Here is a 24,188-nt window from a genome sequence, read left to right as displayed (position 1 = left end):
AAAGATAAAGACGGATATTATTTTGGGTGTGATTTGAAAGATGATGATTCTAAATCAGGTCCTTCCAATTTGTGTAAAGAGCAATATAAAACTTTAAAAAGATGTTGTTTTGGTGGAAGTAGTGTTGATGGCAAGGATTTATGCGCAGAACAATTACCAAGTTAAAAATTGATTAATATGAAATTCTATAAAAAGGGCGTGGCGCAAGAAGCAGTAAAACCGGTTGTACAGATTTTGTTAGGTATTTTAATAGTATTGGGTTCATTTTATTATTTAGTTTCATTAGGTTCTTTGCTTATACCTAAAGATATTGATCCTGTTACGGATGCAAACTTTAAATCTTTAACTAATCAGATACAAACAATGGTTGATAATCCTGAGAAAATTGTTGTGGAAAGACATTTTCCGTTTCAGATTGAGGAAAACTATGTATTGGTTGGGTTTAATAAAAATGAACAGACGTCACTGACTTCTTGTGTTGATTTTGTTGATTATCCTAATAGCTATTTTACTATTAAAAAGCCAGCTAATAAATGTGGAGACAGTGCTTGTCTTTGTATATTTTTAAAAGAAGACGAACAAATTGGAAAAGTTTTAGAATGTAAAATCTACCCTGAAGTAAATAATTTTTATACTTTTCAAAATCCAGTTATCTCTGAAGGGGTAAACGTGTTTAGACAAAATTTTAGAGGAGTAAATACCAATAAGAATGAGGAAGAGTATAAATCAGATATTTTTTATTTAGCTAATCTTGTTGTTTATGGTTATTGTGATTATCCGTTAAAAGATACTGCAAAATCAGATGATAAATTGGGAATTATTAATCTTTATTTTGAAAAGTTAGACAAAAATGGTAAAAATATTTTAATAACTTATGAAAGTAATCAAAGGGATTTTGATAAAAGAGTGAAATATTTGCAAGATTTGGTAAAGACAAATTAAAACTTATTTTAAAGGGAGAATCGATATAATTGTTTAATATGCTAGTCTTCTTTCTAATTTTTCTGTTTTTGCGGGGTTGATTTTATCAAAACCATTTGTTTTTTTAGTTTTAAATTTGATATGATGAGCTGGTCCTCCTTTAAACCTTGGACACTCCGATTGCATAGTTGCCCTAAATCCATAGCATTTTCCAACATCTGCATCTTTTAAATAAAAGGTTATGTTTTTTGCATTTTCAAATAAATTTTCAAAATTAGGCATAAACCTGTAACCTTGAGCACCACTAATTAATGAATTAAGTTGAAGATTTATGTTTTCACCATAATAATTTCTTTCTTCCTGTGTCAAATTTTCCCATTCAACTTGTTTTAGTTGCTAATCTCATAGATTGTATTAGGGAATTCTCTTAAAGGGACTTTGTTATTTATTTCTAATAAAGTAATATATTCACCATTTGGTTCAAGCTGTATTGCTATTTCTGGTGTTCCCATGTCATATTTTTCATTGAAATATAGGGAGAATAGCATTTCTTCAATAGGGTCTTTTGGGTCCACTGCAAGAGTATATTTTAATATAGTAGACTGTGTAATATTATTATCTTCTGCAATTATTTCCCAACGGGGGTTTGAATAATCTATTTCAGGTATTTTGTTTCCCATGACTTCTCTAATCATCACGGTAGAAGTTTTGTTAGCAGATCTTTTATCTTTGCAGTAAATGTCATAGGAATTCGGATCATATGATTGACCTGTGCCACAAGCTACATTACTGGCTAATAAAGCTACAGTTGCACTATATAATATGCTTTTTTTCACTTTTTTAAATGTATCTGCCATACTTTTATGTAAGGTAGATATTATATTTTCAAGTACCATTGTGATAAAAAATGAGTAATTGGGTGATTTATATAAGTTACGGTTGTTTGGCGCTGTCCAGAGTCATTTCATTGTCAATTAGTATCTTCAGATTTAACTATAATTGCAAGAACATTCTTGGCTACTTTATGTGTCAAAATATATACTAATATACAGACAATGAACTTTCTGGACAGCGCCGGTTGTTTTGGAGATATGATTTGAGATTAACATATAATTCTTAGATTAATACGATGCTTATAAAATAAGTTTAAATTTATATTTAATTTAAACATCAGAATTCCACCTGTCTCTAGAATCTTTGATTTAGCGTATTGAAATGGCTCAGCCACTTCCTGTGTATTGGCCCCGCTGATTTTAATAGTATTAAATAAGTTACGATGTTTACCAAAATCATTATAAACTATAATAATCCTATTTTATTATATGTTTAGTAATAAAAAGGGGCAAGAGATGGGGTTAGAAACAATTAAAGAAATTGTCTTACTTTTTTTAGTAGCGGGCTTATTTACTATGTTTCTAGTTAATCTTAGGAGCGATACATATTTTGAACGCAGTTATTTGGCAAGAGATTTGTCGCTAATAGAACAGGGGATTTATGCAAGTCCTGGAAAAATTTTAAAATACACTTATTATCCGATTGGAGGAACGAGTCTAAAATTAGGAAGCGCAGATATTGAGAATGAAAAATTCAATCAAATAATTCTTTCAAATTTTGATTATAGCTTTGATCAAAATAAGGTTGAAGTAAAAGACAAAACAGTTAGAGATAATGTAGCTAAAAGTGGGGCTAAGTATTATGCGTATTTAAAAAAAGAATTTATGAATGTTGAATTAAAAGAGCCACCAAGTATCGAGTTTAAAAAAATAAGCCAATTAGAGATATTGAATTCAGATGAATAAAAAAGCCCAGTTTGAAATGGAACAGATTTTACAGATTCTTAGAGTTATGGTTCTAAGTGTAATCGTTTTAATTATTTATGGTTTAGTTAGTTTAGGGATTAATAATAATATAGAGATTTTTCATGCAGAGTCTCAACTGATAATTCAAAGAATAGTATATAGCGCTGAAGGAATTAATTTTTATGATGCTGAGCTTGATAGGACATTTCCCGGGATGATTGATTCTACCAAATTTAGTAGTGGACATCTTCAATCAGTTTTTAATTTGCCTGATGATGACCAACATTTGGCAGTAAAACTTTCTTTAACTATTGAAGGTGAAGAAGAAAAATTGGCTTATCTTAATCAAGAATGGTTTGATAGATGGATTGAGCTTACAAGTTTTTTAGGTAAGGGTGGAAGACAATTAAAGTCTGAAATTTTTCCTGTAATATATTTTGATAAAGAACAAAAATTGAAAAAACAGGGAATTTTGAAAGTTGAGGTAATCATTAGAAATGATTAATAACATGTTAAAGAACAAAAAAGGGGGTATCGAAGAAGGTTTAACCGGGTTTTATTCTTACACATTCATCTTTTTAATATTTTTGGTTGCTTTTTTCATATTTTCAATTAATCCTAAAATGGCGATTGAATCTACAATTACCGCTAAAACTAGTGATCTTAATAGCAATACTATTTTAAGAAATTTGCTTAATACCCCCGTAGATAATAATGGATGGAATGTTGCAGATTTGATTATTTTTTCATCTGTAAGCGGCTGTATTAATAGTGATGTTAATTCGTTAGAAGGTTATTGTTTGAGCTTAAATAATAATATACTTAAATTATTAGGCGGGTTTAAAAAAGGGCAATGGCAATTAACTATTACCTATCCCGATGCTCGTGTATTTTTAATTAAGGGACCTGAACTTTCATCTGGGACAGTCAGGAAATCTTATAAATTTCCTTCATTAAACGGGGAAATAAAATTGGATTTGGATGCATTGGCAGAATGAAAAAAAAAGGTTTTGTGTATAATGTTGGACTAGTATTTGTAGTTTTGATAGTTTTAATTAGCGCTTTTATTATTTTATCAAATAAGAAATCAAAATTTGCAGGTGAAATAGGTGAACAACAGTTTGCTTTAATTGAACATTATCAAAAAGTTGAAGACGAGTTATTTGTGAGAGATCGAAATGTCAAACTTGAGATTTCTGAGTCGTTACAATATTTGGCAAATAACGGAGGTTTTACAGATAAATCAAATTGTGCGGACTTTAATGGATTAAATATGTGGACAAAACAAGGCAGTGTTGTATCTAATTATGAAAAGTGTTTCCCATTCGAAGAAATTGAAGATTTAAAGAAGTCACTTTTAAAGAATTTAGAACCTAAATTAAACTCATTCAAAGTTGTTCCTGTTACTATTTCAATTTTAGAAAATAGGCTAGAGTTTATACACATTTCAAAAGAAAAATTAATTTCTCCGTTTTATTTTGGAGATATATTATTATTAGATACGGAAGGGGAGGAATTTCTTAAAAATGGAGAATATTCAGTAACCCCCTCTTTTAGAATTGAGTTTCCTTATTCATTTGATGAGTATGAGCTTGCAAAAAAATGGGTTGAAGAAAAAATTCAACAATGCGCCAAGTTTAATACACAGGATGAAAATTTCTTTAAATGCATTTATCCAGACAATGATAAAGAATATCCTCAAATTGTTGGGTCTGATTGTGAGTCTAGGAAGGTTTTGTCTATTTTTGGCAGGGTTGTGCCTTCTTGTTTAAAATCAAAATATAAAACATTACATGGTTTGCCTGATATTAAGTTTGCGTTTTATATTCCGGATCTTTCAAAGCCAGAGCTTGATTTTAGGAGTTATTTCAACGGGGGGGTCTTTGATTTTACAGGCCTATTATCTTTATTTCAGGCTGAATACGGATTATCTATTAATCGAATTGAGGTTGCCATTTTAAAAAGCATTGGTGATGAATTGCCGAGTAATTTTGAAAATGTGCAAGGCAACATTTATTCTTTATCCAGGCCGGGAGAACCTTATGATAAAACTAAAAGTTACTATTTTAATTTTAAAGTTGTTGCTAAAGGAATAAAGCCAGAAGACGCGAGAGAGTTTGATTATAGGACTAGTATAAATTGATTATACGTCCAGTTAAACCAATGCTTTTAAAATATTTGAAATTATTAAAAATAATGTAAAATTAAAGTTATTAATTCTAATATATAAAATCTACAAGCTAAATATATTTAAAAGTAAAGGGTTCACTTTCTATTAAGATGTTTAAACTGCCTTTACCTGACATTATACAGAAAATTAAAATTGGTTCAGGTATTTCTGATGAAGATATCAATCAGAAAATAGATGTTAAAATGCAACAGTTATCAGGGCTTATTTCTAAAGAAGGCGCAGCGCACATTGTTGCAAATGAATTAGGCATTAAATTATTTGAACAAACTTCCGGAATTTTAAAGATAAAAAATATTTTAGCTGGGATGAGGAGTGTTGAAACTGTAGGTAAAGTTTTTAAGAAGTATGAAATGAGGGAGTTTACAAAGAACGATGGCATTGGGAAAGTTGCAAGTTTTATGTTAGCTGATGAATCTGGTTCAATTAGGACGGTAATGTGGAATGATCAAGCTAATCTTTTTTCTAATTTTAATGAAGGTGATGTGTTAAAGGTTGAAAGCGCATATGTAAAAGAAAATAATATGGGGAGAAAAGAGCTTCATCTCAATGATAGAAGTAAAATTGTCATAAATCCAATCGGTATTGAAGTGAAGACTGTATCAGGCAGCATTATTCAACGTAAATTTATTAAAGATTTAATGAGTGAAGATACTAATATTGAATTGTTGGGCACTATTGTACAAATATTTGAGCCTAAATTTTATGAAGTCTGTCCCCAATGCAGTAAAAGAATGAAACCTGCTGAATCTGGTTTAGCTTGTCCAATTCATGGAAACATTGATCCGGATTATGGATATTTAATGAATATAGTATTGGATGACGGCACAGGTACAATGCGCACTGTATTTTTTAAAGACCAACTTCATCAATTATTAAATAAGTCTAAAATTGAAATTATGCATTTTAAAGATAATCCTGCAGATTTTGAGCCTGCAAAACATGAGTTACTTGGACATATTGTAAAAATTAATGGAAGGGCTTCGCTTAATACAATGTTTGATAGGATTGAATTTGTTGGACAAAGCGTAGAAATGGATCCTAATCCTGATGAAGAAATAGCTAAATTGGATAAAGTTGTTGAAGAGATTGTGCAGTAGGCATATCACACAAGATTTATATTCTTAGAAATCAATTTATTTTTTGGGAGGCAGAGGTAAATATATGTTGTTTTATACACACCTAACCTTTGCATTTTTAGTCGGAATGTATTTAATTCCGTCGCAAATATTGTTAGTCTTAATAGGTTCAATGATCCCCGATATTGATAATGCGAATAGTCGGGTCAATCGCGGATTAAAGATTACAACGATTTTTTCTTATTTGTTTAAACATAGGGGTTTTACACATTCAATATGGTTTGGTTTTGGATTGTTTATTTTATTAAACTCTATTTTACCTCAGTATACATTTGCTTTAGTTTTAGGTTTTGCCTCTCATTTGGTAATTGATTCTATTACTAAGAAGGGCATTAATTTTCTTTATCCAGTTGCAAGGTTTCATGTTAGTGGTTTTATTGAGACTGGAAAAGGCGGAGAGAAATTAATTTTGATACTTTTAATTATTGCAATAGGGATTAGTTTTATGTAATAATGCCTATATTTTTTTATTTGCCTATAAAATTTTATTTTATATAAATTAAACTAAATGTATTGCATTTTGCTACTTTAAAGCCATTATTCAATTGATAACTGGACATGTTTGTATAGAGGCTGTTTTATAAACACTGGACACTGGACATTTAAGGATGAGATTTATAAATAATTAAAGTTTTAGATATAGTAGAGGTTCTTGGCCAAGACGTCTCCCGACCCTACGGGGTTGTTGAAATAAAATGCGAAAGCAAAGGAGGTGTTCAAAAATGAACCAAACAAACAAATACGAAAATAGTTTTGGAGCTAACATTCCAGAAAAAAAATTCAGTACTGGTGCAATACAGGCAACAGTGTGGAGAAATAATACCAAATCAAAGAACGGGGATTCTTTAGAATTTAGAACGATTTCTTTTGATAGGAGGTATAAGGACAAAGAGGGTAACTGGCAGTCTACTAAGACTTTAAGGATTGCAGATTTACCAAAAGCGGTTGTAGTTCTCAATAAAGCGTTTGAATATGCTGTATTAAAAGATACCATAAGCATTACTGAGGAATATACCGTTTAGAAAGTTTTTATTTTTTTTATTTTTTTTAATGAGTAGCGCAGGTTATGGTGCTTATACAGCGTTATAATTTTAGGAAACGATGTTACTCTTTTTTAAGATACAAATAAATATAAAATAGGTGATACTAATGAGAGCTAAAGAAAAAATGGAAAATCAAGATGAATTAATTCCCCGGATGGGCGTTGAAGGCGCCGAAGAAGAAACTGAAGAATTTTCTGAAAAAATTAAAATTAATAATGGTTCTAATGATACAGAGTTTACACTTGAAGATTTACCTGGTGTTGGCCCTGCCACGGTTGAAAAGTTGGAAACTGCGGGTTTTTGTGATTTGATGAGCCTTGCTGTTGCAACGCCTGGCGAATTAATTGAAGCTACTGGTATGAATGAAGCTTCAGCTAAAAAAGTGATTAATGCGGCAAGAGCGAATCTTAAGATGGGATTTCAATCTGGCGAAGATATCATGAAGAAGCGGTTACAAGTTGTAAAAATTTCTACCGGTTCTGAGGCTTTTAATACTTTAATGGGGGGAGGGTTTGAATCTGGCGCGATAACTGAATGCTTTGGTGAATTTGGTTCTGGTAAAACACAAATCGGGCATATGTTAGTTGTTAACATGATCAAAGAAAATCCTGAAGCTGTTGCAGTGTACATTGACACTGAAAATACTTTTAGACCTGAAAGGATTAAACAACTTGCCGAGGGTGCAGGTTTAGACTTTGATCAAGTGTTGAAACAAATTAAAGTTGCAAGAGCTTATAATTCGGACCACCAAATGTTGCTTGCTGAAAAAGTTGAAGATTTAATAAAAAAAGATAAACAGAATGTAAGATTATTAGTTGTAGATTCTTTAATGGCGCATTTTAGGGCAGAATTTATCGGCAGGGGGACTTTGGCAGAAAGACAGCAAAAAATCAATAAGCATATGCATGTATTATTAAGGCTTGCAGATACAAATAATCTTGCTGTTTATGTGACTAACCAAGTTTCCAGTGATCCAGCGCAATTTTTTGGTGATCCTACTAAACCTGTTGGAGGTAACATTGTAGCGCATGCTTCAACGTTTAGGATTTATCTGAGAAAAGGCAAAAAAGGATCAAGGGTTGCAAAGTTAATTGATTCGCCTAACCTTCCTGATGGAGAAGTCGCATTTTTTGTTGAAACAACAGGGTTAAAGGATTTCGGCAAGTACTAAACTTTATATACTTCTTTTTCTTTTATTTTTATTATGAAACATTCTATGAGAATTACTTTGATATTGTTAACCTTTTTTTTCATATCTCAAGTTTTAGGTTTAGCAATTATAAGCAAGTATTTAGATGTCTCAAAAACTTTAGAGACTGGGGAAATAAAGCATAAATTATTGCCTTATGATTTACAACCACCAGAGGTTGAAAAAGATTATTCATTTGTTTATGTATTTATTGCAATCTTGATAGGGACAATTTTAATGTTTTTATTAATTAAATATATGCAATTACTCTTGTGGAAAATTTGGTATTTTACTGCAATTTCTTTTTCATTGTTGTTGGGTTTTGGCGCTTTTGTTAGTCAAAGGAATGCTTTAATAGGGGCACTTATTTTTGCATGGTTAAAAGTGTTCAAGCCTTCAGTAATTTTACATAACTTTACTGAACTTTTTATATATGGCGGACTGGCTGCTTTTTTTGTGTCAATATTTAACGTGAAAAGCGCGATAATTTTATTAGTATTAATCTCACTTTATGATATGTACGCAGTTTGGAAATCCAAACATATGATTATGCTTGCAAAGTTTCAATCTGAATCGCAAATGTTTGCAGGGTTATTCATTCCGTATAAAATGGGCAAGTTAGTTAAATTTAAATCAGGGACTGGCGCATTTAAAAAGATAAAAACTGCAATGTTGGGCGGTGGAGACATCGCATTTCCCTTATTTTTTGCAGGCGCCGTACTAGAGAATGCGATTCTTACCATGAGCTTACAGCAAGCATTATGGAAGGTTTTAGTTATTCCAATTGGGGCTACAATTGCTTTAAGCTTATTATTTTGGAAAAGTAAAGAAAGTAAATTTTATCCCGCAATGCCTGTTTTGTCAATTGGATGTTTTGTAGGGTATGCCGTATTTTTATTAATATAATTCCTCTTCTTCAATATTATTTTTTATTAAAGGTTTTTTAGGAATTTTTAAGTCTAACAACGTTTGTTGTTTAATTTTAGAATTAAAATTATTCGGTATAAGAATAAAGCCATCTTTAGCTGCTACAGTCTGTACTTGGGTTTTCATTTGAATTTCTCTTGCTTCGTATATAGGATCGGCTTTTAACATTTTCATTCCAAAATGTGTTAATATAACCAACTGAGGTTTTAACTTGTTGATTATTTTTATTGCATCATTTGTACAAAGTTGGCCTTCAACATGCATATTCCCCGGGTTGTTTACATTCATAATTATAATGTCTGAATTTTCATATTGATTAATAATTTCGTCACTATAATCTGTATTTCCGGTATATGAAAGCACAAAATCCGAAGTCTGGAACTTGAAACCGAGCTCTGTTTCAGATGTAGTTTTTAATACCAAAATATCTGTATTCTCAATTGCAAGTTTTTTACCCGGCTGAGCATGTATTATTTTTGAAATTTGTTGTTTTTGTTTATCAGCAAGGGTTTTTTCAATTACGGTTGAATGCGCAATTAATACTCCCCGCATATCCAGTCCGGCATATGTCATTGAATCTATTACGGCGTTCGTATCGTTAGCTTCAATTAAATCGTTTGAAGAAACAAGAAGCGCAATATTCTGTCTTAGGTTTATGTTATATTGGGAAGCTCTTACTAATGTTCCTGGCCCGGGATTAATGTGGTAAAAATTGTCATCTAGGTCTATAATTATTCCGCCGGATGCTCTGTGCTGTTTTCCAGTTACGATAGAATCTCCTGCCGTTCCTAAAAATATTATTTTCGAGCTCATCTTGTATAAATTAAGGTATGTTATAGGATTAATAAAGATTTCTTGCCTTGATAGTAACCTTTTTAAATAAATGTCCTATTAAGCCTTTTAGGTAAGCTAGATTGGGTAGTTAGCCCTTGCCTGTCACCACAAACGGGCTATATGGTGGGATCGAAGCCCAAAGAGCGATATATGCTTAAAGTTTAGTCTTAACTTGTACAATGAGATTTTGTCCTTTGGGATCGATGTTTTTATGAAATTTGTCAGGTCCTGACGGAAGCAGCAATAAGTTTAAATATTGATGTTCAGAGGGTAGCAGAATTGAGAAAGAGTTAAGGTAGCTAATCTTTTTTGTTTATATTCATCTTTGGGCCCGCTTATCTACTTTTTTAAGTCTAATTAAAATTAATGAACTTCCGATGAAGTTAGCCAGCATATCATAAATTGACATTATTCTTCCGGGTACAAATGATTGGCGATATTCATCCAATATACCATATAAAGTTGCAAATATTATTGCAAATAAGTATGAATATTTTTTATAATTTGTTTGTTGCACTGCCCGAAATGTTAGTCCTGCAAGGATTAAGTATGCTGTTGCATGTTTAAGTTTGTCATTTATTAATTGAGTTCCTAATGGTCCTGAAATAATCGGTTGAGATGAATAATAAAAGATTAATGAACAATAAAGAATAATCGGCAGTATGTAAAAAGTATAAAAATTTAATTTTTTCATTCTATTAAAATCGCAGGTTTGCCAGGCATCGCATTGTTTGCCTTTTTTTCTGAGCTTGATTCTGCAATATAAATTTCAATGCTGCAATTAAATTCATTTTCAAGTAAATTTTTAGAGTTTTCAATCGTTTCTTTTTCAGTTTCTTGAGTTAAAATTATTAAAGGCATTTTTGAAATATCTTTCAGCAGCAAAGGTATACGTTTTATTATGTCTTGACTGTGTATTTTTAATTCAGTTTGCATCATTGATTTGATAATTGATTTTGAGTCTCTTGTTTCTTGGATTAAATGTTTAAATTTTAATAAGAAATCATATTTCCATTGGGCGCTTATAATAAGAGTTATCCTATTTGGATTTTTAAGGTTGATAAGTTCAAGAACTTTCGTAATATCTCCTTTAATATGTTCAATAAGTTCATCTTTGTATTCTGCAATTGGATCTATCTTGTCGATGTCATACTTTGGCCAGATAGAACTGCTAATAAAGTTTTTATTGCCAAGCTTTTCCCATAGCTCTTCAGTTATGAACGGGCAATATACATGCAACATTTTAATGAATGACTCTGCAGTTTCTTTACTAATTGGTTCAGTTGAAATTATTTTAAATAATTCTCTTAATTTTATTACTGCCAAATTATGTTTGAATTCGTCAATGTATACAGTTATATCTTTGATGGTTTTGTGCAGCTTACTTTCTATTTTTTTATTTGTAGCCCCTGATTTAAAGTTAGAGAAGCGCTCATAAACTTTAACTATGAATTTATGGTTTGATATCATACCAATATCATTCCAATCAAAATCGCTGTCCGGCGCAGAGTTTGACACTAGATATAGTCTTAACGAATCTGCGCCAAATCTTTCAATCATTTCAAGAGGTTCAACTATGTTGTTCTTTGATTTTGACATTTTTTCACCGTCACTGCCTTTAACAATTCCCTGTGTAAAGTATCTTAGCGCAGGCTCATCAAAATTTAGCAAACCTAAATCTCTTAAAAATTTTGTATAAAATCTAATGTAAATTAAATGCATAGTTATATGTTCAGGCCCCCCAATATACTGGTCAATGGGAGCCCAGTAATTGGCTTTTTTGGTATCGAATATTTTTTGGTTGTTATGGGGGTCTGTATATCTTAAAAAGTACCACGAAGAGTTTGCAAAAGTGTCCATTGTATCTGTTTCTCTTCTTGCATTAGAGTTGCATTTAGGACATTTTACATTTACCCATTTTTCATTTGTTAATAAAGGGTTGCCTTCTCCAAATGTAACTTCTTTTGGAAGTTTAATTGGCAATTCTGATTCGGAAACGGGGGTAATTCCACATTTTTTGCAATAAATAATCGGTATTGGAGTCCCCCAATATCTTTGTCTTGATATTAACCAGTCTCTTAATTTGTATTGTATTGTTTTTTTGCCTAGTTTCAATGATTCCAAATGTTTAGTTATTTCTTCAATTGCTTTTTGATTATCTAAACCGTTAAATTCGCCCGAGTTAATCAGTTTACCCGATTCAGTGTATGCTTTTTTTGTCTCTTCCAGTTTTAATTTTTGTTCAGGTTGAATAACAATTTTGATGGGAATATCATATTTTTTAGCGAATTCAAAATCTCTCTGGTCATGCGCAGGCACTGCCATTACCATTCCTGTCCCATATTCAGCGAGTACAAAGTTACCTGCCCATATAGGCACTTTTTCCGCAGTTAGAGGATTAACAGCATAGCTGCCTGTAAATACTCCCTCCTTTTCTAGTTCTTCCATGTCTTTTTCGCTGACAGATTTAATTTTTTTTAAGAAATTTTTAACTTTAGTTTCTTGTTCTTTTGCAACAAAGTCCATTAAATTTGTGTGCTGCGCAGAAATTACCATAAATGTAACGCCATAAAGAGTGTCAGGCCTAGTTGTAAAGATTGGGAAATCTTTATCATTAACTTTAAAAATTACTTGAGTTCCATAACTTTTACCAATCCAATGTTTCTGTAATTTTTTAGCTGTTTCCGGCCATTTAAGCTTATCATGGTTAAGCAATTCCTCGGCATAATTTGTTATTTTAAGAAACCATTGTTCTAGGTGTTTAATTTCAATATTCGTATCTTCGTGTCTCCAACATTTACCATTAGTAACTTGTTCATTGGCAAGAACTGATTGGCATTTATGGCACCAATTAACCGGGGCTTTTTTTCTGTAGGCAATCCCTTTCTTTAACATTTGTAAGAATATCCACTGATCCCATTGATAAAATTCAGGTGTTGAAGTGTTAACTGTTCTTGACCAGTCATAACTCCACCCCATTGCTTTTTGTTGGCGCATGAAATTTGCAATGGATTTTTTTGTATAATCTTCTGGATGCGTGTTATCTTTGATTGCGGCGTTTTCGGCAGGCAAACCTAAAGCATCGTAACCGATAGGATAAAGGACATTATATCCTTGTAACCTTTTAAATCTTGCAAAAATGTCTCCCAATGAAAATACAAAGGCATGTCCTATATGTAAACCTGCACCGGAAGGATAAGGGAACATATCAAGAACGTAATATTTTGGTTTGTTTGAAATTTCTGTTACTTCATATATTTTGGATTCTTCCCATTTTTTTTGCCATTTTTGTTCAATTTTTCTAAATTCCATAATAGAATAAGGACAATAGAAATGTATTTTTAAAGGTTACTATGTGTAATTTATTATAATTTGGTATTATTTTAAAAGTTATGTTCATTCTATCTTTAAGCCATAAAAAATGGGGTGTATTGAGCCGATCTTTTAAAAAAAGCCCATTAAAAACAATAAGACCTGCGTTCGCTATGTTCACTTCATTTTAAATTAGAGAAAATAAAATGCGGCGTACAGGGCTCGAACCTGTGTAAGCACTAAGCTAATGGATCTTGAGTCCATCCCATTTGACCACTCTGGCAACACCGCATTATAAGAGTAGAACTAGTCTTCATTTAAAAAATTAACTAAATAATAGATTTAAGTTTTAAAGGAAATGGAGCTTATCTTCAATATCTTTTAATTCTGTTTCTAAAGCTTCAATATCATTGATATCAATATCGGGCATTTCAGATCTAATTGGTGTTTCTTTTGTTATCTCAACTTTTTTATTTTCAATTATTGCCGGTTCTGGCGTTTTTTCTTTTTCAGTTTTATAACGCATTGAAGCTTTAGGCAGTCTTGCTTTAAGTTTATTAGTTATTATATTAAGATCTTTAATTTGTTTTTTTAGTATCAGTGTTGCTTGCTTTTTTTCTTCACGGATAATTCTAAATTTTTCAAACATTTGTAAAAATTGGACCATATCACGCGCACTTTCTAAAATGTTACGTCGAATTTCAATTGGGTTAGATATACCCATGTAGAATATTTCTTCTTTTGCAAAAGAGACATTTTCTGTTTTTCTGATTGTTTTTTTTGGACTTTTAACTGTTTTTCTTGCAAATTTAATTGATTTAGCTGACTTAATGGAAATTTTGTTTTTATGTTTAATATTTTGCTTTTTAGATTTAACTGATTTCATTTTCAAAGTCTTCAATTTTACAGCTTTTTTTCTTTTAACAGTCATTTTTATTATAATTTTTCAGGTTCAAATAATATTTTGTCAATGTGATCAAGACGTTTTTCAGCTTCTTTTAAACTAGTCTGCCATAATTCTAGTTCAGAATCTTCTTCGTTTTTTAATCTGTTAATCCTAGCAAGGATTTCTTTTGTATCTTCCATTTTATTTTTAATCATATTCATTATTTCAAGAACGTCTTTATATTGATCAATTTTTACAAATACTTGTAGTGGGTCTTCCATTTTATCACCTATTTAAATAAAGATTTATCCATAAATATTAATTTATGCTGTATAATCTCAATATTTTTTCTTAAATCTTCGAAACTTATTTCTTTAAGTTCATGTATTTCTCTAAATTTTGTTGTAAAGTTTTCAGCTTTTTTAAGTTCGACCTTTGATTCTATTAAATCGATTATCATATTTTGGAATTGCGGACCACGGACAAATAAGGGCTGAATAACTTCTAGCATATTTCTCTGATTCAATCTCTCTTTTTCTTCTCCGTATATATCCTTTTCAAAATTTTTAGAAACTAGTAAAGATTTAGTTATTGGCATTCTTGGAAATCGTTGCGTGGATTTTTTAGATGGTAAAGGTAATTGAGCGTTTTCAATAGATGGGGGTTCTGGTAATGTATTTACATTAGATACATTAGAAATATTTTCAGTTTCTTCCTTTTTTTTTCCCCAATTAAACAATCCCATTATGCACCTCTATTATATTTAATAGGTTAACTTATTTTTAAATGTTTTTATATTTATGTATAATTTAAGATTTATATAGTTATCTATGTCCAAGGCATAATCCATCTAATATTAAATATTAATGTTAGCATTAGTGTTGCAAAGATTGCAAGTAACCACAAATCAGCTGCAACTGCAAGTCCTATTGCGGCAGTAGCCCAGATACCTGCTGCAGTTGTTACTCCAATTATATTTCCCCTTTTTTGCCAAATAAGGCCTGCGCCTATAAATCCTATACCGCTAACAATGTTTGCAGCGATTCTTGTTTGGTCATTTAAATACTGGTTAGATATAATTCCAAATAAACATGCCCCCATGGCGATTAAGGCATATGTTCGCATTCCTGCGCCTTTTCCATATTTTTTTCTATCTAGGGCGGCTATGAATCCTAATATTGCTGCAAGAAATAATTTAAAAATTAAAATACCTTGCCCATTAAAGTATTGCGCAATCATAAAATAATAAGGATTCTAATATATATAAATATTACCCTTTATTAAATAATATAATTATCTCTTGATCCTTTACTTTTTCCACAAAAGTGTTCTCATATATTTCTTGAGGTTCATCGTTACTAATGATTATATTTTCTGCGCCTACTTTTATTTGTATCTGTTCTAACCAATTATTTAATTCCTCACTCATACTAGTTTTAATATAAAGTTTGATGCTATCAGATTTGATTAAACCCTTTTCTTTTCTTGCTTGTTGTATTCTCCTAGTTATTTCACGAGCAAAACCTTCATTGTTTAATTCTGTGTCCCGTTCTTGATTTAAATAAATGTGTCCTTGTTTGAATTCACCAAGTATGTATGGTTCAGGTACTTGTTTTTCAATTTTAATATGGCTTTCTCTTAATTCTAGTTCTTTATCATTTATTTTAAAAATATGTTTACCTTTAGTTTTTATTTCAGCAAGCAGTTTATTTCCTTTTATCGTTTTAAGATATTCTATTACTTTTGGAGTAATTGCACCAAATTCTGGACCTAATTTTTGGTGGTTTGGTTCAATTTCTATATTTAATTCAGGAAGATTGCTATTGATTAACAACGTTTTAATATTAGTCTGCGCTTTGATGGTTTTTTGCATTTTTTTAATGGATTTTATAAATTGCTCTTCGCATTCAATAATAACCTCCTTTACCGGCCATCTTAATCCAATTTGAGCTTTTTCTCTTGCGCTTAATATACTTTGTATAATTGATTGGGAAATTAACATATTTGTTTCTAATTCTTCATCAATTGATGCTTGGGTATAATTTGGCCATTCATACATGTGCACAGATTCTTTTGTTAAGTTAAACGATTTTTTAAAGTTTAAAAATATGGTTTCAGCAATGAATGGTAAAAAAGGAGAGCTTATTTTAATGAGGCCACTCATAACTTTATATATTGTATAAAGTACAACTTCTTTTTCTTTTTCAGTGCCTAATGTGACTTTTTCTCTAATTTGTTGGATGTAAGTTCTTGATAATTCCAGGTATAAGTTTTCAATTAAATCGGGAATATCGTCTAACCTATATTCATCAAAGGCGAGAGTTACATTTTTTATTGTATTATTTAATTTTGAAATGATATATTTTTCTTCAATTTCAAAAAGATCTTCTAGTCCGGAAGGAAGATTTAGGGGGATTTTACCTATTTCACTTGAGAGATCCAATAAATATTTGTGAAGGTTCCAGAAAACCGTTAAGTTTCTATATTTGAGTTTTATTTCGTCCCATGAAAAATTAATATTTTCACCTGCATTTACGCTGTTTAAGTAGTATCTTAATGTGTCAGCTCCATATTTATCAGTAATTTCGTATGGTGAAATCACGTTTCCTAAAGATTTTGACATTTTAACGCCGTCAACACCCAATAACATACCATGCATGTAAACATTTTTGTAACATGGTTGATCCATTGCTAACATTGAACATTTAAGGAGCATACTAAACCATAATCTGGTTTGTTCTTTCCCTTCAAGTATAAAGTCAGCTGGCCACCATTTGTTCATTAAATCAGTGTGATTAGGATAATCTAAACAGTTCCATGCAGCTGTTCCTGCATCAATCCATACGTCAAGTACATCCGGAAGTCTTATTTTTTTGCCACCGCATTTACAGTCAAATATAACTCTGTCAATCCAGGGCTTGTGTAAATTTTCAGGTACTTCTGCACCAAGTTCTTCTAGTTCTTTTGCAGATGCTACTACCGTAACATCTTCGCATTTATTGCATTTCCATATAGGTACAGGTGTTCCCCAGAATCTTTGTTTTGTTATTGAGTCATCACGAAGATTTTTTGTCCATAGTTCTAATGCATTTGAACCTTCATTCGGCACCCAATGAACTTTTTTGTTTGCTTCAATCATTCGGTCTTTTAAATCTTCAATCTTAAAGAACCACTGTTTTGTTGCTCTGAACACTACTGGTTCTTTACATCTCCAGCAATGCGCATAGTCATGGGACACATCTGTAACTGCGATTAGTGCTCCTGCTTCATTCAATGCTTCAATAAATTTTTTGTCATCTGTTTTAGCTTTTAATCCGGCAAATTTTCCAGTCTCTTCAGGGAATCTACCTTTCTCAGAGATGTTATTGAAAGCAGGAATATTGTTTCTGTGGCCTACTTCATAATCTTCAGGACCGCAGCCTGGCGCACAGTGCACCAAACCTGAACCGGCAGTAGTGTCAACGAATTCGGTTGACATAATAACTGTATGAGTTTTAGGGAATTCTTTTTTTGTTTCTATAAAGTATGGTATTTCTGATTCCCAAGGATGCATATATTCAGTACCCTCAAGCTTTTCTCCTTTAAATTCTTCAACAATTTTTAATGGTTTATTAATTACCATTTGGATTAATGGACTTGCTAATTGTTTTGCAACTATCCAAATTTCATTATCAACTTCAACTCTTACATAATCAAGTTCAGGGTTTACCATGACTGCCATGTTAAAAGCAATCGTCCAAGGAGTAGTTGTCCATATAATTAGGAATTCATTATTTTTATCTTTTACTTTAAATTTTACAAATATAGATTTTTCGTTTAATTCTTTATATTCACATTCATGCTTTGCTAGCGCAGTTGCACAGCTTGCACACCATGAAATTGTTTTTTTACCTTCATAGACTTTGCCTTTTTCATATGCAGTTTTGATTAGCCACCATTCATTTTCCATAAAAGTATTTTTGATTGGCATATATGCGTTATCATGATCCATCCATACGCCTAATCTCCAGAGGTCGGTAGTCATATCATTTGCTTTTTCAATTGACCATTTTTCGCATTCTTTAGCAAACTTTTCTTCTCCAAATTCAATAATGTCTTCTTTAGTTTCGAGGTTAAATTTTGCCTGCACTTTAAGTTCTGTTGGAAGTCCGTGCATATCATATCCCCCGCGGTCCCAAACATCAAAACCTTTCATACGTTTATATCTTAGAATAGCATCTTTTAGTGTATTATTCCACGCATGAGCCACGTGAAGTTTTCCGCTGGTATATGGCGGACCTTGCAAAAAATAGAATTTTTCTTTGCCCTTATTTCGTTCTTTAATTTTTCGATATATTTGATTTTCTTTCCAATATTCAATTGTTTTTTGTTCAGATAGTAATGGGTTATAATTCTTAACTTCCATGTATTTTCAGAATAGATAACGCATTTATAAAGTTATTGTTAAATGGGCGCTGTCCAAAAATTTTATTGTCTGTATGTTAATTTTTAAAAATAAATTTGGGTGGGGAAACCTGCAAGATTTCGTAGTCGGTTAAGCTCTGTTATGCTCCCTGAGGCGAAGCCGAAAGCGCAGCGCGGTCTGAGCGAAGCGAAGAAGTTTCTTTCCACTAACTTAAAGGCACCTGGCCCTAAAATTACTTCGGTCTCCAAGCGTATACAGAATCGTGATGGTCGAAATAGTAAATTTCTACCACTTTTTTATGATGGTTTACTTGAAATATAAGGACGAAGTGCTTATCGATATGGACTCTATTAAAACCATTAAGAGGCTTTCTTAAGAACTTATAACCCGAAGGATCTTCTCGAATTTCATTTATTTTCTTGTCAATAATCATCAATTGCTGAGGATTCTTCTTTGCTAGTTTTGAGAATATCTTATCAATTTCAGGTTTAATCTTTAGATCATATATCAATTATCAACTCTTTTTTATGAACTTTTAAGTCCATATCGTTTTGCAAAATCAGTTACTTTAATGCTTTTTTGTTTCTTAATTTCTTCAATCTTTTGAATAAAACCAGGTGCTAATTCAGGCTCGTTCTCAAACTCAATAAATTCAGAAACAACAAATTCGATAGCCTTACCTTTATCCTTAAGTCCGAATTTTGCCTTAACAACATTTAACACACGATTCGTATTATCATTAATTTCTACAAGTGCTTGTACCATATTAGTTAACCTAATTCCATATAAGTAGAACTTATTAATAAACCTTTTGGCCAGGTGCCTTATTTTTGATTTAGTGGAAAGAAATTGCGTATAACATCGCGATCGCTGTTAGTTTCTCTGAATGAAATGAGGACGAGATTTTAGTGCAATGATGCTCGAATAGCAAAAAATTAAAGTAATTTCAGGAGTGTATTCAATCAAGCGAACACAGTGAGCTCCTCAAAAAGCAAAGCTTTTTGGGACACCAGAAATCTTTAATTTCTCAGTGCATCAAGAATAAGTATCAAGGGGTAATTTTCAGTTAGTCGTTTCGCGGGGGGAATCGGAAGTTAATTTTCTCTAGCCTTTTTCTTTTTTTCTTTTACCTGTCTTTCAATTAAATCAAAGAGTTTGTCCATAATTTCTGAAGGAATATTTACTCCCATCATTTTTCTAAGATCTTCTAAAAAACAAGTTAAATCAAATACTGCTCTTTCTTTTCCCAATTCCATTTGGTTTTTAGCTTCTCCTATAATGGTATCCCAATTTATTTTTGTGGAATTAATAATTCTTCTTGCATCGTCTTTGTCTTTTAAACGATCAGTAGCACATTTCATAAGGATAATATCATGGGGATTGGCTATTTTTAGAATGAGTGTTTCTCCGAACTGATGCGTTTGTTCGGTTCTTTGTTTCATATTTTCTGAAAAGATAAAATCAACTACTTCTACTACAAATAAATCAAAGCGTTCATCGTTAAGCTTAAACATCTCAGGTGTATTTCGTTTTACTCCGTAAATCTTAATAGCGTCCATTTCTAAATAACCTAAAGATTTTACAGCTTCTTTGAATACAGCGCGGTCTTTTTCATTCTTAAAGACTAGATCAATATCTAAAGTTGCATCTTTAAAACCAAGGAACATCATGGCAGTTCCGCCAATGGCGTAAATAGTTATTTTCTTGCTAAGTCTTCTAGCAACATTTAATAATAATTTTTGCTGTTGGTCTATAGTAATCATTTGTACTCCTCCAAATCTTTCTTGTTAAACGGAAGATAAATTTTCCATATTTTTTCTATTCCAGTAAAATCTCTAGATTTTAATTTTGGAACAACATATTCAAACTTATATTTTTCTTTTGGGAGAGTACTACTTCTAAATTTAGGAGACATTTTTCTCACCTTCATAATCTGGCGAGCAAGATCATATAATGCCCCAACTTGTCTTTCAATATTATTCTTTTTAGCTATATTATATAATTCTACCCAATTAATAATTTTTCCAAATAAAGCCAATGACGCAAGAATAGTCCTGATACTTTTAGTTTTTATTGCATAAATTAAGGTTTCTTCTAGGCTTGGTTCTTTACCGTATATTCTATAGATTACTGGCGTTGAGATTTTAATGGGGGAATGTTGATTAATAATCTCGTAATAGCTCTTGCCACCTAATTTATTCTCAAGTGAGATATTGTAAACTCTTCGATTATTGCTCTGTCTCTTGGTTTTAACATAACCTTCTTTTCTAAGGCGGTGTATGTAATAAATTGCCATTCTTTTATCTACTTTAAGTATATCCATAACCGAACCCATAGTTTGAATTCCAGCTAGTTTTTGCAGAAGTTCTCTCCTTCTCATAGTTTAATCTAGATATAACTATTATATAAAGGTTTCTATAATTAATTAATTTATGTTTGATGTAGCCTTTGCATTATATTAATGAACCATAATCGGCTGGTTCAGCATTTAAACTACAACCTTCTACTTGAGTTAATTTATCTTCCTAAGGTTTCGGATATAAGTACCACTCTAATATATACTAAAGTTTCAAACAAGAATATTCGCAATATTAAAAGCCCGTTAGATGATTAAATATTCAATCAATTTTTTCTAGTAGATCAAATTATTTCTTTCGCATAAAGAGGGATGGAGACGGCGGGTTTCATGCCACTACACAGATACAAAAGTAACATTAATGCGGTTTAGTTCATTTTATAATTATTTATAATAAGGTTTATAAAGGAGATAAAACCACTTAAAAATATATGGCGGCGGTAGTTCATCGGTAGAATATGGGACTGTGGCAACCTTTTTGCCAAGCAAAAAGCTTGACCAAAATCAGCGAGCAAAAACTTTATTTTAGCTCATTTCTGATGGTTAAAGGCAAATTGCAGAAATCCTGTGAGGAGGGTTCGACTCCCTCTCGCTGCCCTTTTTTTATTTATAAATCAAAAAGTTTAATTTATCTAGAATTGATTTGTAAATGAACGGCGTAATAAAAGCTAATGCATATGTTAATCCAATTATAGGTGGATTATGTGCTATGCTAAGTTCAAGTAATTCAGCCATTTTATTGCTAAGCGTGGTAATAACTGCTATATTTACAATGGCAAGCGCAGGGATAAAAAATGTTGCTATATTCTGATGTTTTTTTTCTAAATTATTTATTGAGTCTAAGGTTAGTTTAAATAATGAACCAAACATTATTCCAATTAAAAATATTAGTGTATATAACGGCATTTTTTCAAGAATGATTAAAAACGGAATAAGCACAATTGAAATTGTAAAATTTGAGACCAAAAGTACTACTAAAGCCATCCAAAATGTAACATTATTTCTCTGAGGCATATTTATTTGCCTTAATGGCACATTAAAGTGTGGTTTGTAACTTTTACTTATTTTTTGATTATGGCGTTTCTTTGCCGTTTGTTTTTTCTGCATTTTCAACTAATTGATATGTATAATCAAAGAAGTTTTTTAATTTTTCGTAATATTCATAGATTAAATCAATATTTATATCTAAATTTTCATCTGCATCAGTGAAATTTACTGACATTGTAACATGTCTTCTAAATTCTTGTGAAGCAGTATATTTTGCTCTTAATACTTTTCTAAGCAACAAATAAAATTCCAAATAATCTTGTAATTGGTTATTTTGCGGGAAGTTAGACTTTAGTAACCTTGCTCTTTCAGATGCATGTTGCGGGAAAATTTCGGCGGTGGATTCTTTTTCAGTTAAAAGATTAGCCATTATTAGAAAATCCATTGCATCAACCATTCTTTGTACAATGCTTTTTATTACATCAACCGTTCGGGTATATTTTAAACTAACATAAATCAAATGGTCGACTCTTTTTATTTCTTCTAATGCATCACGGAGAGATTCTTTCATTTTCTTTTATTATTAAACATATTTTATCCTTAAATTCTTTTATTTTTGAGACATATTCACGGATATTTTCGAGTGAAAATGTTTTAATGTTATAGTTATCTGAACAAATAACAAATTTGTCTTTTCGGATAAATTCCATTGGACTTGCTTTATGATCCTTGATTAGCGATTCAATATTTTGGATTAGTGTTATATATGATTTGTCAATTTTATACCTTTCAACACTTTTAGCTCTGAATACATTAAATTGCGATTCGAACGAGTCTTGGAATGGGGGTAAACGTTTGTAGTGTCTATCATAATAGACTAGGGCGGCAATTGAGTTTTTTAGGGTTAAATTTAAATTTTCTAGAACTGCCAGTAATAGTTTGGTGTCCTTTACCAACGGGTAAGTAACCGAAACCATGTGGTCTGCAATTTTAAATGTCCTAGAAGCTTCTCGAAGATATTTATCATAAACACTCATTCTATAATATATATGTTATATAGGTTTTTAAATATTATTATTGTAGAGTTATATAAGGGTTCTTTTTATTGGTTGTTAATGTCAAAGTTGTTATGCTTAAATTTAAAAAGTAATGTTTATTTGGTTTAATTAACTTAATTTTTAGTTTAGAAATAATTAATTCTTAATCTATTTTTTTCAAAATTATTCATGGAAGTCTAGAATTGCCGCTGCAATGTCTCCTTTATGTTTTTTAAGTGACTCTTTTGCTTTTTCAGTTGAAACATTTGCTTGTTCAGCAACAGTATTTATATCATCTTCGTCAATTTGAGGAATACTCGAAATTTGTCTTTCAATAAAGTTTCCTACTAACTGGAAAGTATCTTGTCCCATCATATTAACTTTTGTCACTTGCGGATTTGAAAAAACAAGCTCTTTATTTTTAGTTTTAATTATTACTTCTTCAGCAGAGATTTCTTCTTGTTTAACACCTAACTGTTTCATCATCTGCTGCATTTTTCGTGGATTCATGCCTGGAAACATATTGTTTATAACCCCAAAAATGAATTGCCATATGTATGAAGCAATATTTCTATAGTTATTATGATAACAGCAATAAGAATAATGTGTTCAGGTTTGAATAAAATTTTTGACTTGTATTCTTCATAATAACGCACTAAACCGCTTTGTGATGAAGGCATTGAAATTTTATCTTGTGTCATGTTAATTATAAGAATATATTGCTATTTTTAAAAGTTTGGGTAAAAATTGAAGTAGAGAGTAATAAGCCGTCTTTTGTCAGTCTTCGTTACAAAGTGTCGAACAGACTGTCTTAACATTCAACTAAGCGTCAACATGACTTGCACCAAAAGGGGTTCGGATTTCATCGTTTCCATTAAGGTCGTCTGTGGGTTAACTAACATCGGTCACCCAATGCTTCGCGCACATCATTCCTATTCTTAATGGCCGTGTGTTTCTTACCCAGAGCCGCAGATTGCTCCGCCTCATTTTCATGAGCAATTACTTCCATATAAAATATGGGGTGGACGGACTTTCCTCAGTGAACTTTAAAATTCAGTGATTTAACACTTGAATTTTCATAGTTTACCGTTGGTTAAGTAACTTTCTACTTCAGGGTTTATGCTTTTCGGATTATTTATAAAGGTTGCTGTTTTTTTTTAGCGTT

The 24,188-nt window shown here is 31.4% G+C and carries 27 protein-coding genes, 1 tRNA gene, 2 other RNA genes and 1 pseudogene; 12 read left to right on the top strand and 19 right to left on the bottom strand.

What is annotated here, in order from left to right; translation table 11 throughout:
• The first annotated feature begins 177 nt into the window (after window positions 1-177).
• Window positions 178-942, top strand: a complete 765-nt coding sequence (locus J4418_01105; GenBank protein MBS3112665.1) for a hypothetical protein — start codon at window positions 178-180, stop codon at window positions 940-942.
• A gap of 33 nt (window positions 943-975) precedes the next feature.
• Here J4418_01105 and J4418_01100 read toward each other — a convergent pair whose 3' ends face one another.
• Together J4418_01100 and J4418_01095 are read right to left on the bottom strand one after the other, a co-directional pair.
• Window positions 976-1,203: a hypothetical protein gene (locus tag J4418_01100; protein MBS3112664.1), complete on the bottom strand. Its 228-nt coding sequence runs from the start codon at window positions 1,201-1,203 to the stop codon at window positions 976-978.
• A gap of 107 nt (window positions 1,204-1,310) precedes the next feature.
• Complete coding sequence (locus J4418_01095) at window positions 1,311-1,817, bottom strand: hypothetical protein (GenBank protein ID MBS3112663.1); 507 nt, start codon at window positions 1,815-1,817, stop codon at window positions 1,311-1,313.
• A 426-nt stretch (window positions 1,818-2,243) separates the two neighbouring features.
• On the opposite strand from J4418_01095, the gene J4418_01090 reads away from it, so the two are divergent.
• From J4418_01090 to J4418_01050, 9 genes are all read left to right on the top strand, one after another.
• On the top strand, window positions 2,244-2,720 hold the full coding sequence (locus tag J4418_01090; protein ID MBS3112662.1) for a hypothetical protein: 477 nt from the start codon (window positions 2,244-2,246) through the stop codon (window positions 2,718-2,720).
• Window positions 2,713-3,225, top strand: coding sequence for a hypothetical protein (locus tag J4418_01085; protein MBS3112661.1), 513 nt, complete (start codon window positions 2,713-2,715; stop codon window positions 3,223-3,225). The genes J4418_01090 and J4418_01085 overlap by 8 nt, the downstream gene beginning before the upstream one ends.
• Window positions 3,218-3,718 (top strand): hypothetical protein, encoded by a 501-nt coding sequence (locus J4418_01080; GenBank protein ID MBS3112660.1) that lies wholly within the window; start codon window positions 3,218-3,220, stop codon window positions 3,716-3,718. Before J4418_01085 ends, J4418_01080 begins: the two co-directional genes overlap by 8 nt.
• Complete coding sequence (locus tag J4418_01075; GenBank protein MBS3112659.1) at window positions 3,715-4,863, top strand: hypothetical protein; 1,149 nt, start codon at window positions 3,715-3,717, stop codon at window positions 4,861-4,863. Before J4418_01080 ends, J4418_01075 begins: the two co-directional genes overlap by 4 nt.
• Window positions 4,864-5,000: 137 nt before the next feature.
• Complete coding sequence (locus J4418_01070; protein MBS3112658.1) at window positions 5,001-6,008, top strand: hypothetical protein; 1,008 nt, start codon at window positions 5,001-5,003, stop codon at window positions 6,006-6,008.
• 64 nt (window positions 6,009-6,072) lie between these two features.
• A complete protein-coding gene (locus J4418_01065) occupies window positions 6,073-6,498 on the top strand; it encodes a metal-dependent hydrolase (GenBank protein MBS3112657.1) in 426 nt (141 codons plus the stop codon).
• Between the two features lie 271 nt (window positions 6,499-6,769).
• A complete protein-coding gene (locus J4418_01060; protein MBS3112656.1) occupies window positions 6,770-7,069 on the top strand; it encodes a hypothetical protein in 300 nt (99 codons plus the stop codon).
• A 127-nt stretch (window positions 7,070-7,196) separates the two neighbouring features.
• Entirely contained in the window at window positions 7,197-8,261 is a 1,065-nt protein-coding gene (gene radA, locus J4418_01055; GenBank protein MBS3112655.1) for a DNA repair and recombination protein RadA, read from the top strand.
• Window positions 8,262-8,294: 33 nt separating this feature from the next.
• Window positions 8,295-9,185 (top strand): hypothetical protein, encoded by an 891-nt coding sequence (locus J4418_01050; protein ID MBS3112654.1) that lies wholly within the window; start codon window positions 8,295-8,297, stop codon window positions 9,183-9,185.
• Here J4418_01050 and J4418_01045 read toward each other — a convergent pair.
• Window positions 9,177-10,019 carry an MBL fold metallo-hydrolase gene (locus tag J4418_01045; GenBank protein MBS3112653.1) on the bottom strand — a complete coding sequence of 281 codons (843 nt, stop codon included), beginning with the start codon at window positions 10,017-10,019 and terminating at the stop codon, window positions 9,177-9,179. The genes J4418_01050 and J4418_01045 overlap by 9 nt on opposite strands.
• An 89-nt stretch (window positions 10,020-10,108) precedes the next feature.
• Between J4418_01045 and ffs the strand changes: the two genes are divergently transcribed.
• Window positions 10,109-10,381: signal recognition particle sRNA (gene ffs / locus J4418_01040), an RNA gene on the top strand.
• A gap of 20 nt (window positions 10,382-10,401) precedes the next feature.
• Here ffs and J4418_01035 read toward each other — a convergent pair.
• The 10 genes and pseudogenes from J4418_01035 to J4418_00990 form a co-directional block, all read right to left on the bottom strand.
• A pseudogene (locus tag J4418_01035) lies at window positions 10,402-10,734 on the bottom strand (VanZ family protein).
• Window positions 10,731-13,352, bottom strand: coding sequence for a leucine--tRNA ligase (leuS, locus tag J4418_01030; protein ID MBS3112652.1), 2,622 nt, complete (start codon window positions 13,350-13,352; stop codon window positions 10,731-10,733). Before leuS ends, J4418_01035 begins: the two are co-directional and overlap by 4 nt.
• A 349-nt stretch (window positions 13,353-13,701) precedes the next feature.
• The gene (locus J4418_01025) at window positions 13,702-14,283 is read right to left on the bottom strand and encodes a hypothetical protein (protein MBS3112651.1); all 582 of its coding nucleotides are present in this window, start codon (window positions 14,281-14,283) and stop codon (window positions 13,702-13,704) included.
• 5 nt (window positions 14,284-14,288) lie between these two features.
• Window positions 14,289-14,519: a hypothetical protein gene (locus tag J4418_01020; GenBank protein MBS3112650.1), complete on the bottom strand. Its 231-nt coding sequence runs from the start codon at window positions 14,517-14,519 to the stop codon at window positions 14,289-14,291.
• Between the two features lie 8 nt (window positions 14,520-14,527).
• A complete protein-coding gene (locus J4418_01015; GenBank protein ID MBS3112649.1) occupies window positions 14,528-14,983 on the bottom strand; it encodes a hypothetical protein in 456 nt (151 codons plus the stop codon).
• Window positions 14,984-15,066: 83 nt separating this feature from the next.
• Window positions 15,067-15,477 (bottom strand): MgtC/SapB family protein, encoded by a 411-nt coding sequence (locus tag J4418_01010; GenBank protein ID MBS3112648.1) that lies wholly within the window; start codon window positions 15,475-15,477, stop codon window positions 15,067-15,069.
• Between the two features lie 31 nt (window positions 15,478-15,508).
• On the bottom strand, window positions 15,509-18,643 hold the full coding sequence (locus J4418_01005; GenBank protein MBS3112647.1) for an isoleucine--tRNA ligase: 3,135 nt from the start codon (window positions 18,641-18,643) through the stop codon (window positions 15,509-15,511).
• Window positions 18,644-19,168: 525 nt separating this feature from the next.
• Window positions 19,169-19,408 (bottom strand): DUF2683 family protein, encoded by a 240-nt coding sequence (locus J4418_01000; GenBank protein ID MBS3112646.1) that lies wholly within the window; start codon window positions 19,406-19,408, stop codon window positions 19,169-19,171.
• Between the two features lie 329 nt (window positions 19,409-19,737).
• Window positions 19,738-20,406 (bottom strand): hypothetical protein, encoded by a 669-nt coding sequence (locus J4418_00995; GenBank protein ID MBS3112645.1) that lies wholly within the window; start codon window positions 20,404-20,406, stop codon window positions 19,738-19,740.
• The gene (locus J4418_00990) at window positions 20,403-21,023 is read right to left on the bottom strand and encodes a hypothetical protein (protein MBS3112644.1); all 621 of its coding nucleotides are present in this window, start codon (window positions 21,021-21,023) and stop codon (window positions 20,403-20,405) included. The genes J4418_00995 and J4418_00990 overlap by 4 nt, the downstream gene beginning before the upstream one ends.
• A 410-nt stretch (window positions 21,024-21,433) precedes the next feature.
• Between J4418_00990 and J4418_00985 the strand changes: the two genes are divergently transcribed.
• Window positions 21,434-21,596 (top strand) — tRNA-His (locus J4418_00985).
• Between the two features lie 6 nt (window positions 21,597-21,602).
• Here J4418_00985 and J4418_00980 read toward each other — a convergent pair.
• The 6 genes from J4418_00980 to rnpB all read right to left on the bottom strand — a co-directional run bounded on the left by J4418_00980 (window position 21,603) and on the right by rnpB (window position 24,133).
• Window positions 21,603-22,106 carry a hypothetical protein gene (locus J4418_00980; protein ID MBS3112643.1) on the bottom strand — a complete coding sequence of 168 codons (504 nt, stop codon included), beginning with the start codon at window positions 22,104-22,106 and terminating at the stop codon, window positions 21,603-21,605.
• Window positions 22,072-22,557, bottom strand: coding sequence for a hypothetical protein (locus J4418_00975; protein MBS3112642.1), 486 nt, complete (start codon window positions 22,555-22,557; stop codon window positions 22,072-22,074). Before J4418_00975 ends, J4418_00980 begins: the two co-directional genes overlap by 35 nt.
• Window positions 22,538-23,023 (bottom strand): hypothetical protein, encoded by a 486-nt coding sequence (locus J4418_00970; GenBank protein MBS3112641.1) that lies wholly within the window; start codon window positions 23,021-23,023, stop codon window positions 22,538-22,540. Before J4418_00970 ends, J4418_00975 begins: the two co-directional genes overlap by 20 nt.
• A 183-nt stretch (window positions 23,024-23,206) precedes the next feature.
• Window positions 23,207-23,545: a nascent polypeptide-associated complex protein gene (locus J4418_00965; GenBank protein MBS3112640.1), complete on the bottom strand. Its 339-nt coding sequence runs from the start codon at window positions 23,543-23,545 to the stop codon at window positions 23,207-23,209.
• Window positions 23,546-23,550: 5 nt separating this feature from the next.
• Window positions 23,551-23,724: a preprotein translocase subunit Sec61beta gene (locus J4418_00960; protein ID MBS3112639.1), complete on the bottom strand. Its 174-nt coding sequence runs from the start codon at window positions 23,722-23,724 to the stop codon at window positions 23,551-23,553.
• A 50-nt stretch (window positions 23,725-23,774) separates the two neighbouring features.
• Window positions 23,775-24,133: RNase P RNA component (gene rnpB / locus J4418_00955), an RNA gene on the bottom strand.
• Between the last annotated feature and the right edge of the window lie 55 nt (window positions 24,134-24,188).

Source organism: Candidatus Woesearchaeota archaeon (assembly GCA_018303425.1).
In the GTDB taxonomy this organism is placed as follows: Archaea; Nanobdellota; Nanobdellia; order Woesearchaeales; family JAGVYF01; genus JAGVYF01.
The sequence above is the reverse complement of the archived record's forward strand: the minus strand, read 5'-3'. Positions and strand labels throughout refer to the sequence as shown.

Bases quoted from the DNA above. Each gene is read 5' to 3' on its own strand.
- J4418_01105 (MBS3112665.1), top strand. From the start codon at position 178: ATGAAATTCTATAAAAAGGGCGTGGCGCAAGAAGCAGTAAAACCGGTT.
- J4418_01100 (MBS3112664.1), bottom strand. From the start codon at position 1,203: ATGCCTAATTTTGAAAATTTATTTGAAAATGCAAAAAACATAACCTTT.
- J4418_01095 (MBS3112663.1), bottom strand. From the start codon at position 1,817: ATGGTACTTGAAAATATAATATCTACCTTACATAAAAGTATGGCAGAT.
- J4418_01090 (MBS3112662.1), top strand. From the start codon at position 2,244: ATGTTTAGTAATAAAAAGGGGCAAGAGATGGGGTTAGAAACAATTAAA.
- J4418_01085 (MBS3112661.1), top strand. From the start codon at position 2,713: ATGAATAAAAAAGCCCAGTTTGAAATGGAACAGATTTTACAGATTCTT.
- J4418_01080 (MBS3112660.1), top strand. From the start codon at position 3,218: ATGATTAATAACATGTTAAAGAACAAAAAAGGGGGTATCGAAGAAGGT.
- J4418_01075 (MBS3112659.1), top strand. From the start codon at position 3,715: ATGAAAAAAAAAGGTTTTGTGTATAATGTTGGACTAGTATTTGTAGTT.
- J4418_01070 (MBS3112658.1), top strand. From the start codon at position 5,001: ATGTTTAAACTGCCTTTACCTGACATTATACAGAAAATTAAAATTGGT.
- J4418_01065 (MBS3112657.1), top strand. From the start codon at position 6,073: ATGTTGTTTTATACACACCTAACCTTTGCATTTTTAGTCGGAATGTAT.
- J4418_01060 (MBS3112656.1), top strand. From the start codon at position 6,770: ATGAACCAAACAAACAAATACGAAAATAGTTTTGGAGCTAACATTCCA.
- radA (MBS3112655.1), top strand. From the start codon at position 7,197: ATGAGAGCTAAAGAAAAAATGGAAAATCAAGATGAATTAATTCCCCGG.
- J4418_01050 (MBS3112654.1), top strand. From the start codon at position 8,295: ATGAAACATTCTATGAGAATTACTTTGATATTGTTAACCTTTTTTTTC.
- J4418_01045 (MBS3112653.1), bottom strand. From the start codon at position 10,019: ATGAGCTCGAAAATAATATTTTTAGGAACGGCAGGAGATTCTATCGTA.
- leuS (MBS3112652.1), bottom strand. From the start codon at position 13,352: ATGGAATTTAGAAAAATTGAACAAAAATGGCAAAAAAAATGGGAAGAA.
- J4418_01025 (MBS3112651.1), bottom strand. From the start codon at position 14,283: ATGACTGTTAAAAGAAAAAAAGCTGTAAAATTGAAGACTTTGAAAATG.
- J4418_01020 (MBS3112650.1), bottom strand. From the start codon at position 14,519: ATGGAAGACCCACTACAAGTATTTGTAAAAATTGATCAATATAAAGAC.
- J4418_01015 (MBS3112649.1), bottom strand. From the start codon at position 14,983: ATGGGATTGTTTAATTGGGGAAAAAAAAAGGAAGAAACTGAAAATATT.
- J4418_01010 (MBS3112648.1), bottom strand. From the start codon at position 15,477: ATGATTGCGCAATACTTTAATGGGCAAGGTATTTTAATTTTTAAATTA.
- J4418_01005 (MBS3112647.1), bottom strand. From the start codon at position 18,643: ATGGAAGTTAAGAATTATAACCCATTACTATCTGAACAAAAAACAATT.
- J4418_01000 (MBS3112646.1), bottom strand. From the start codon at position 19,408: ATGGTACAAGCACTTGTAGAAATTAATGATAATACGAATCGTGTGTTA.
- J4418_00995 (MBS3112645.1), bottom strand. From the start codon at position 20,406: ATGATTACTATAGACCAACAGCAAAAATTATTATTAAATGTTGCTAGA.
- J4418_00990 (MBS3112644.1), bottom strand. From the start codon at position 21,023: ATGAGAAGGAGAGAACTTCTGCAAAAACTAGCTGGAATTCAAACTATG.
- J4418_00980 (MBS3112643.1), bottom strand. From the start codon at position 22,106: ATGCAGAAAAAACAAACGGCAAAGAAACGCCATAATCAAAAAATAAGT.
- J4418_00975 (MBS3112642.1), bottom strand. From the start codon at position 22,557: ATGAAAGAATCTCTCCGTGATGCATTAGAAGAAATAAAAAGAGTCGAC.
- J4418_00970 (MBS3112641.1), bottom strand. From the start codon at position 23,023: ATGAGTGTTTATGATAAATATCTTCGAGAAGCTTCTAGGACATTTAAA.
- J4418_00965 (MBS3112640.1), bottom strand. From the start codon at position 23,545: ATGTTTCCAGGCATGAATCCACGAAAAATGCAGCAGATGATGAAACAG.
- J4418_00960 (MBS3112639.1), bottom strand. From the start codon at position 23,724: ATGACACAAGATAAAATTTCAATGCCTTCATCACAAAGCGGTTTAGTG.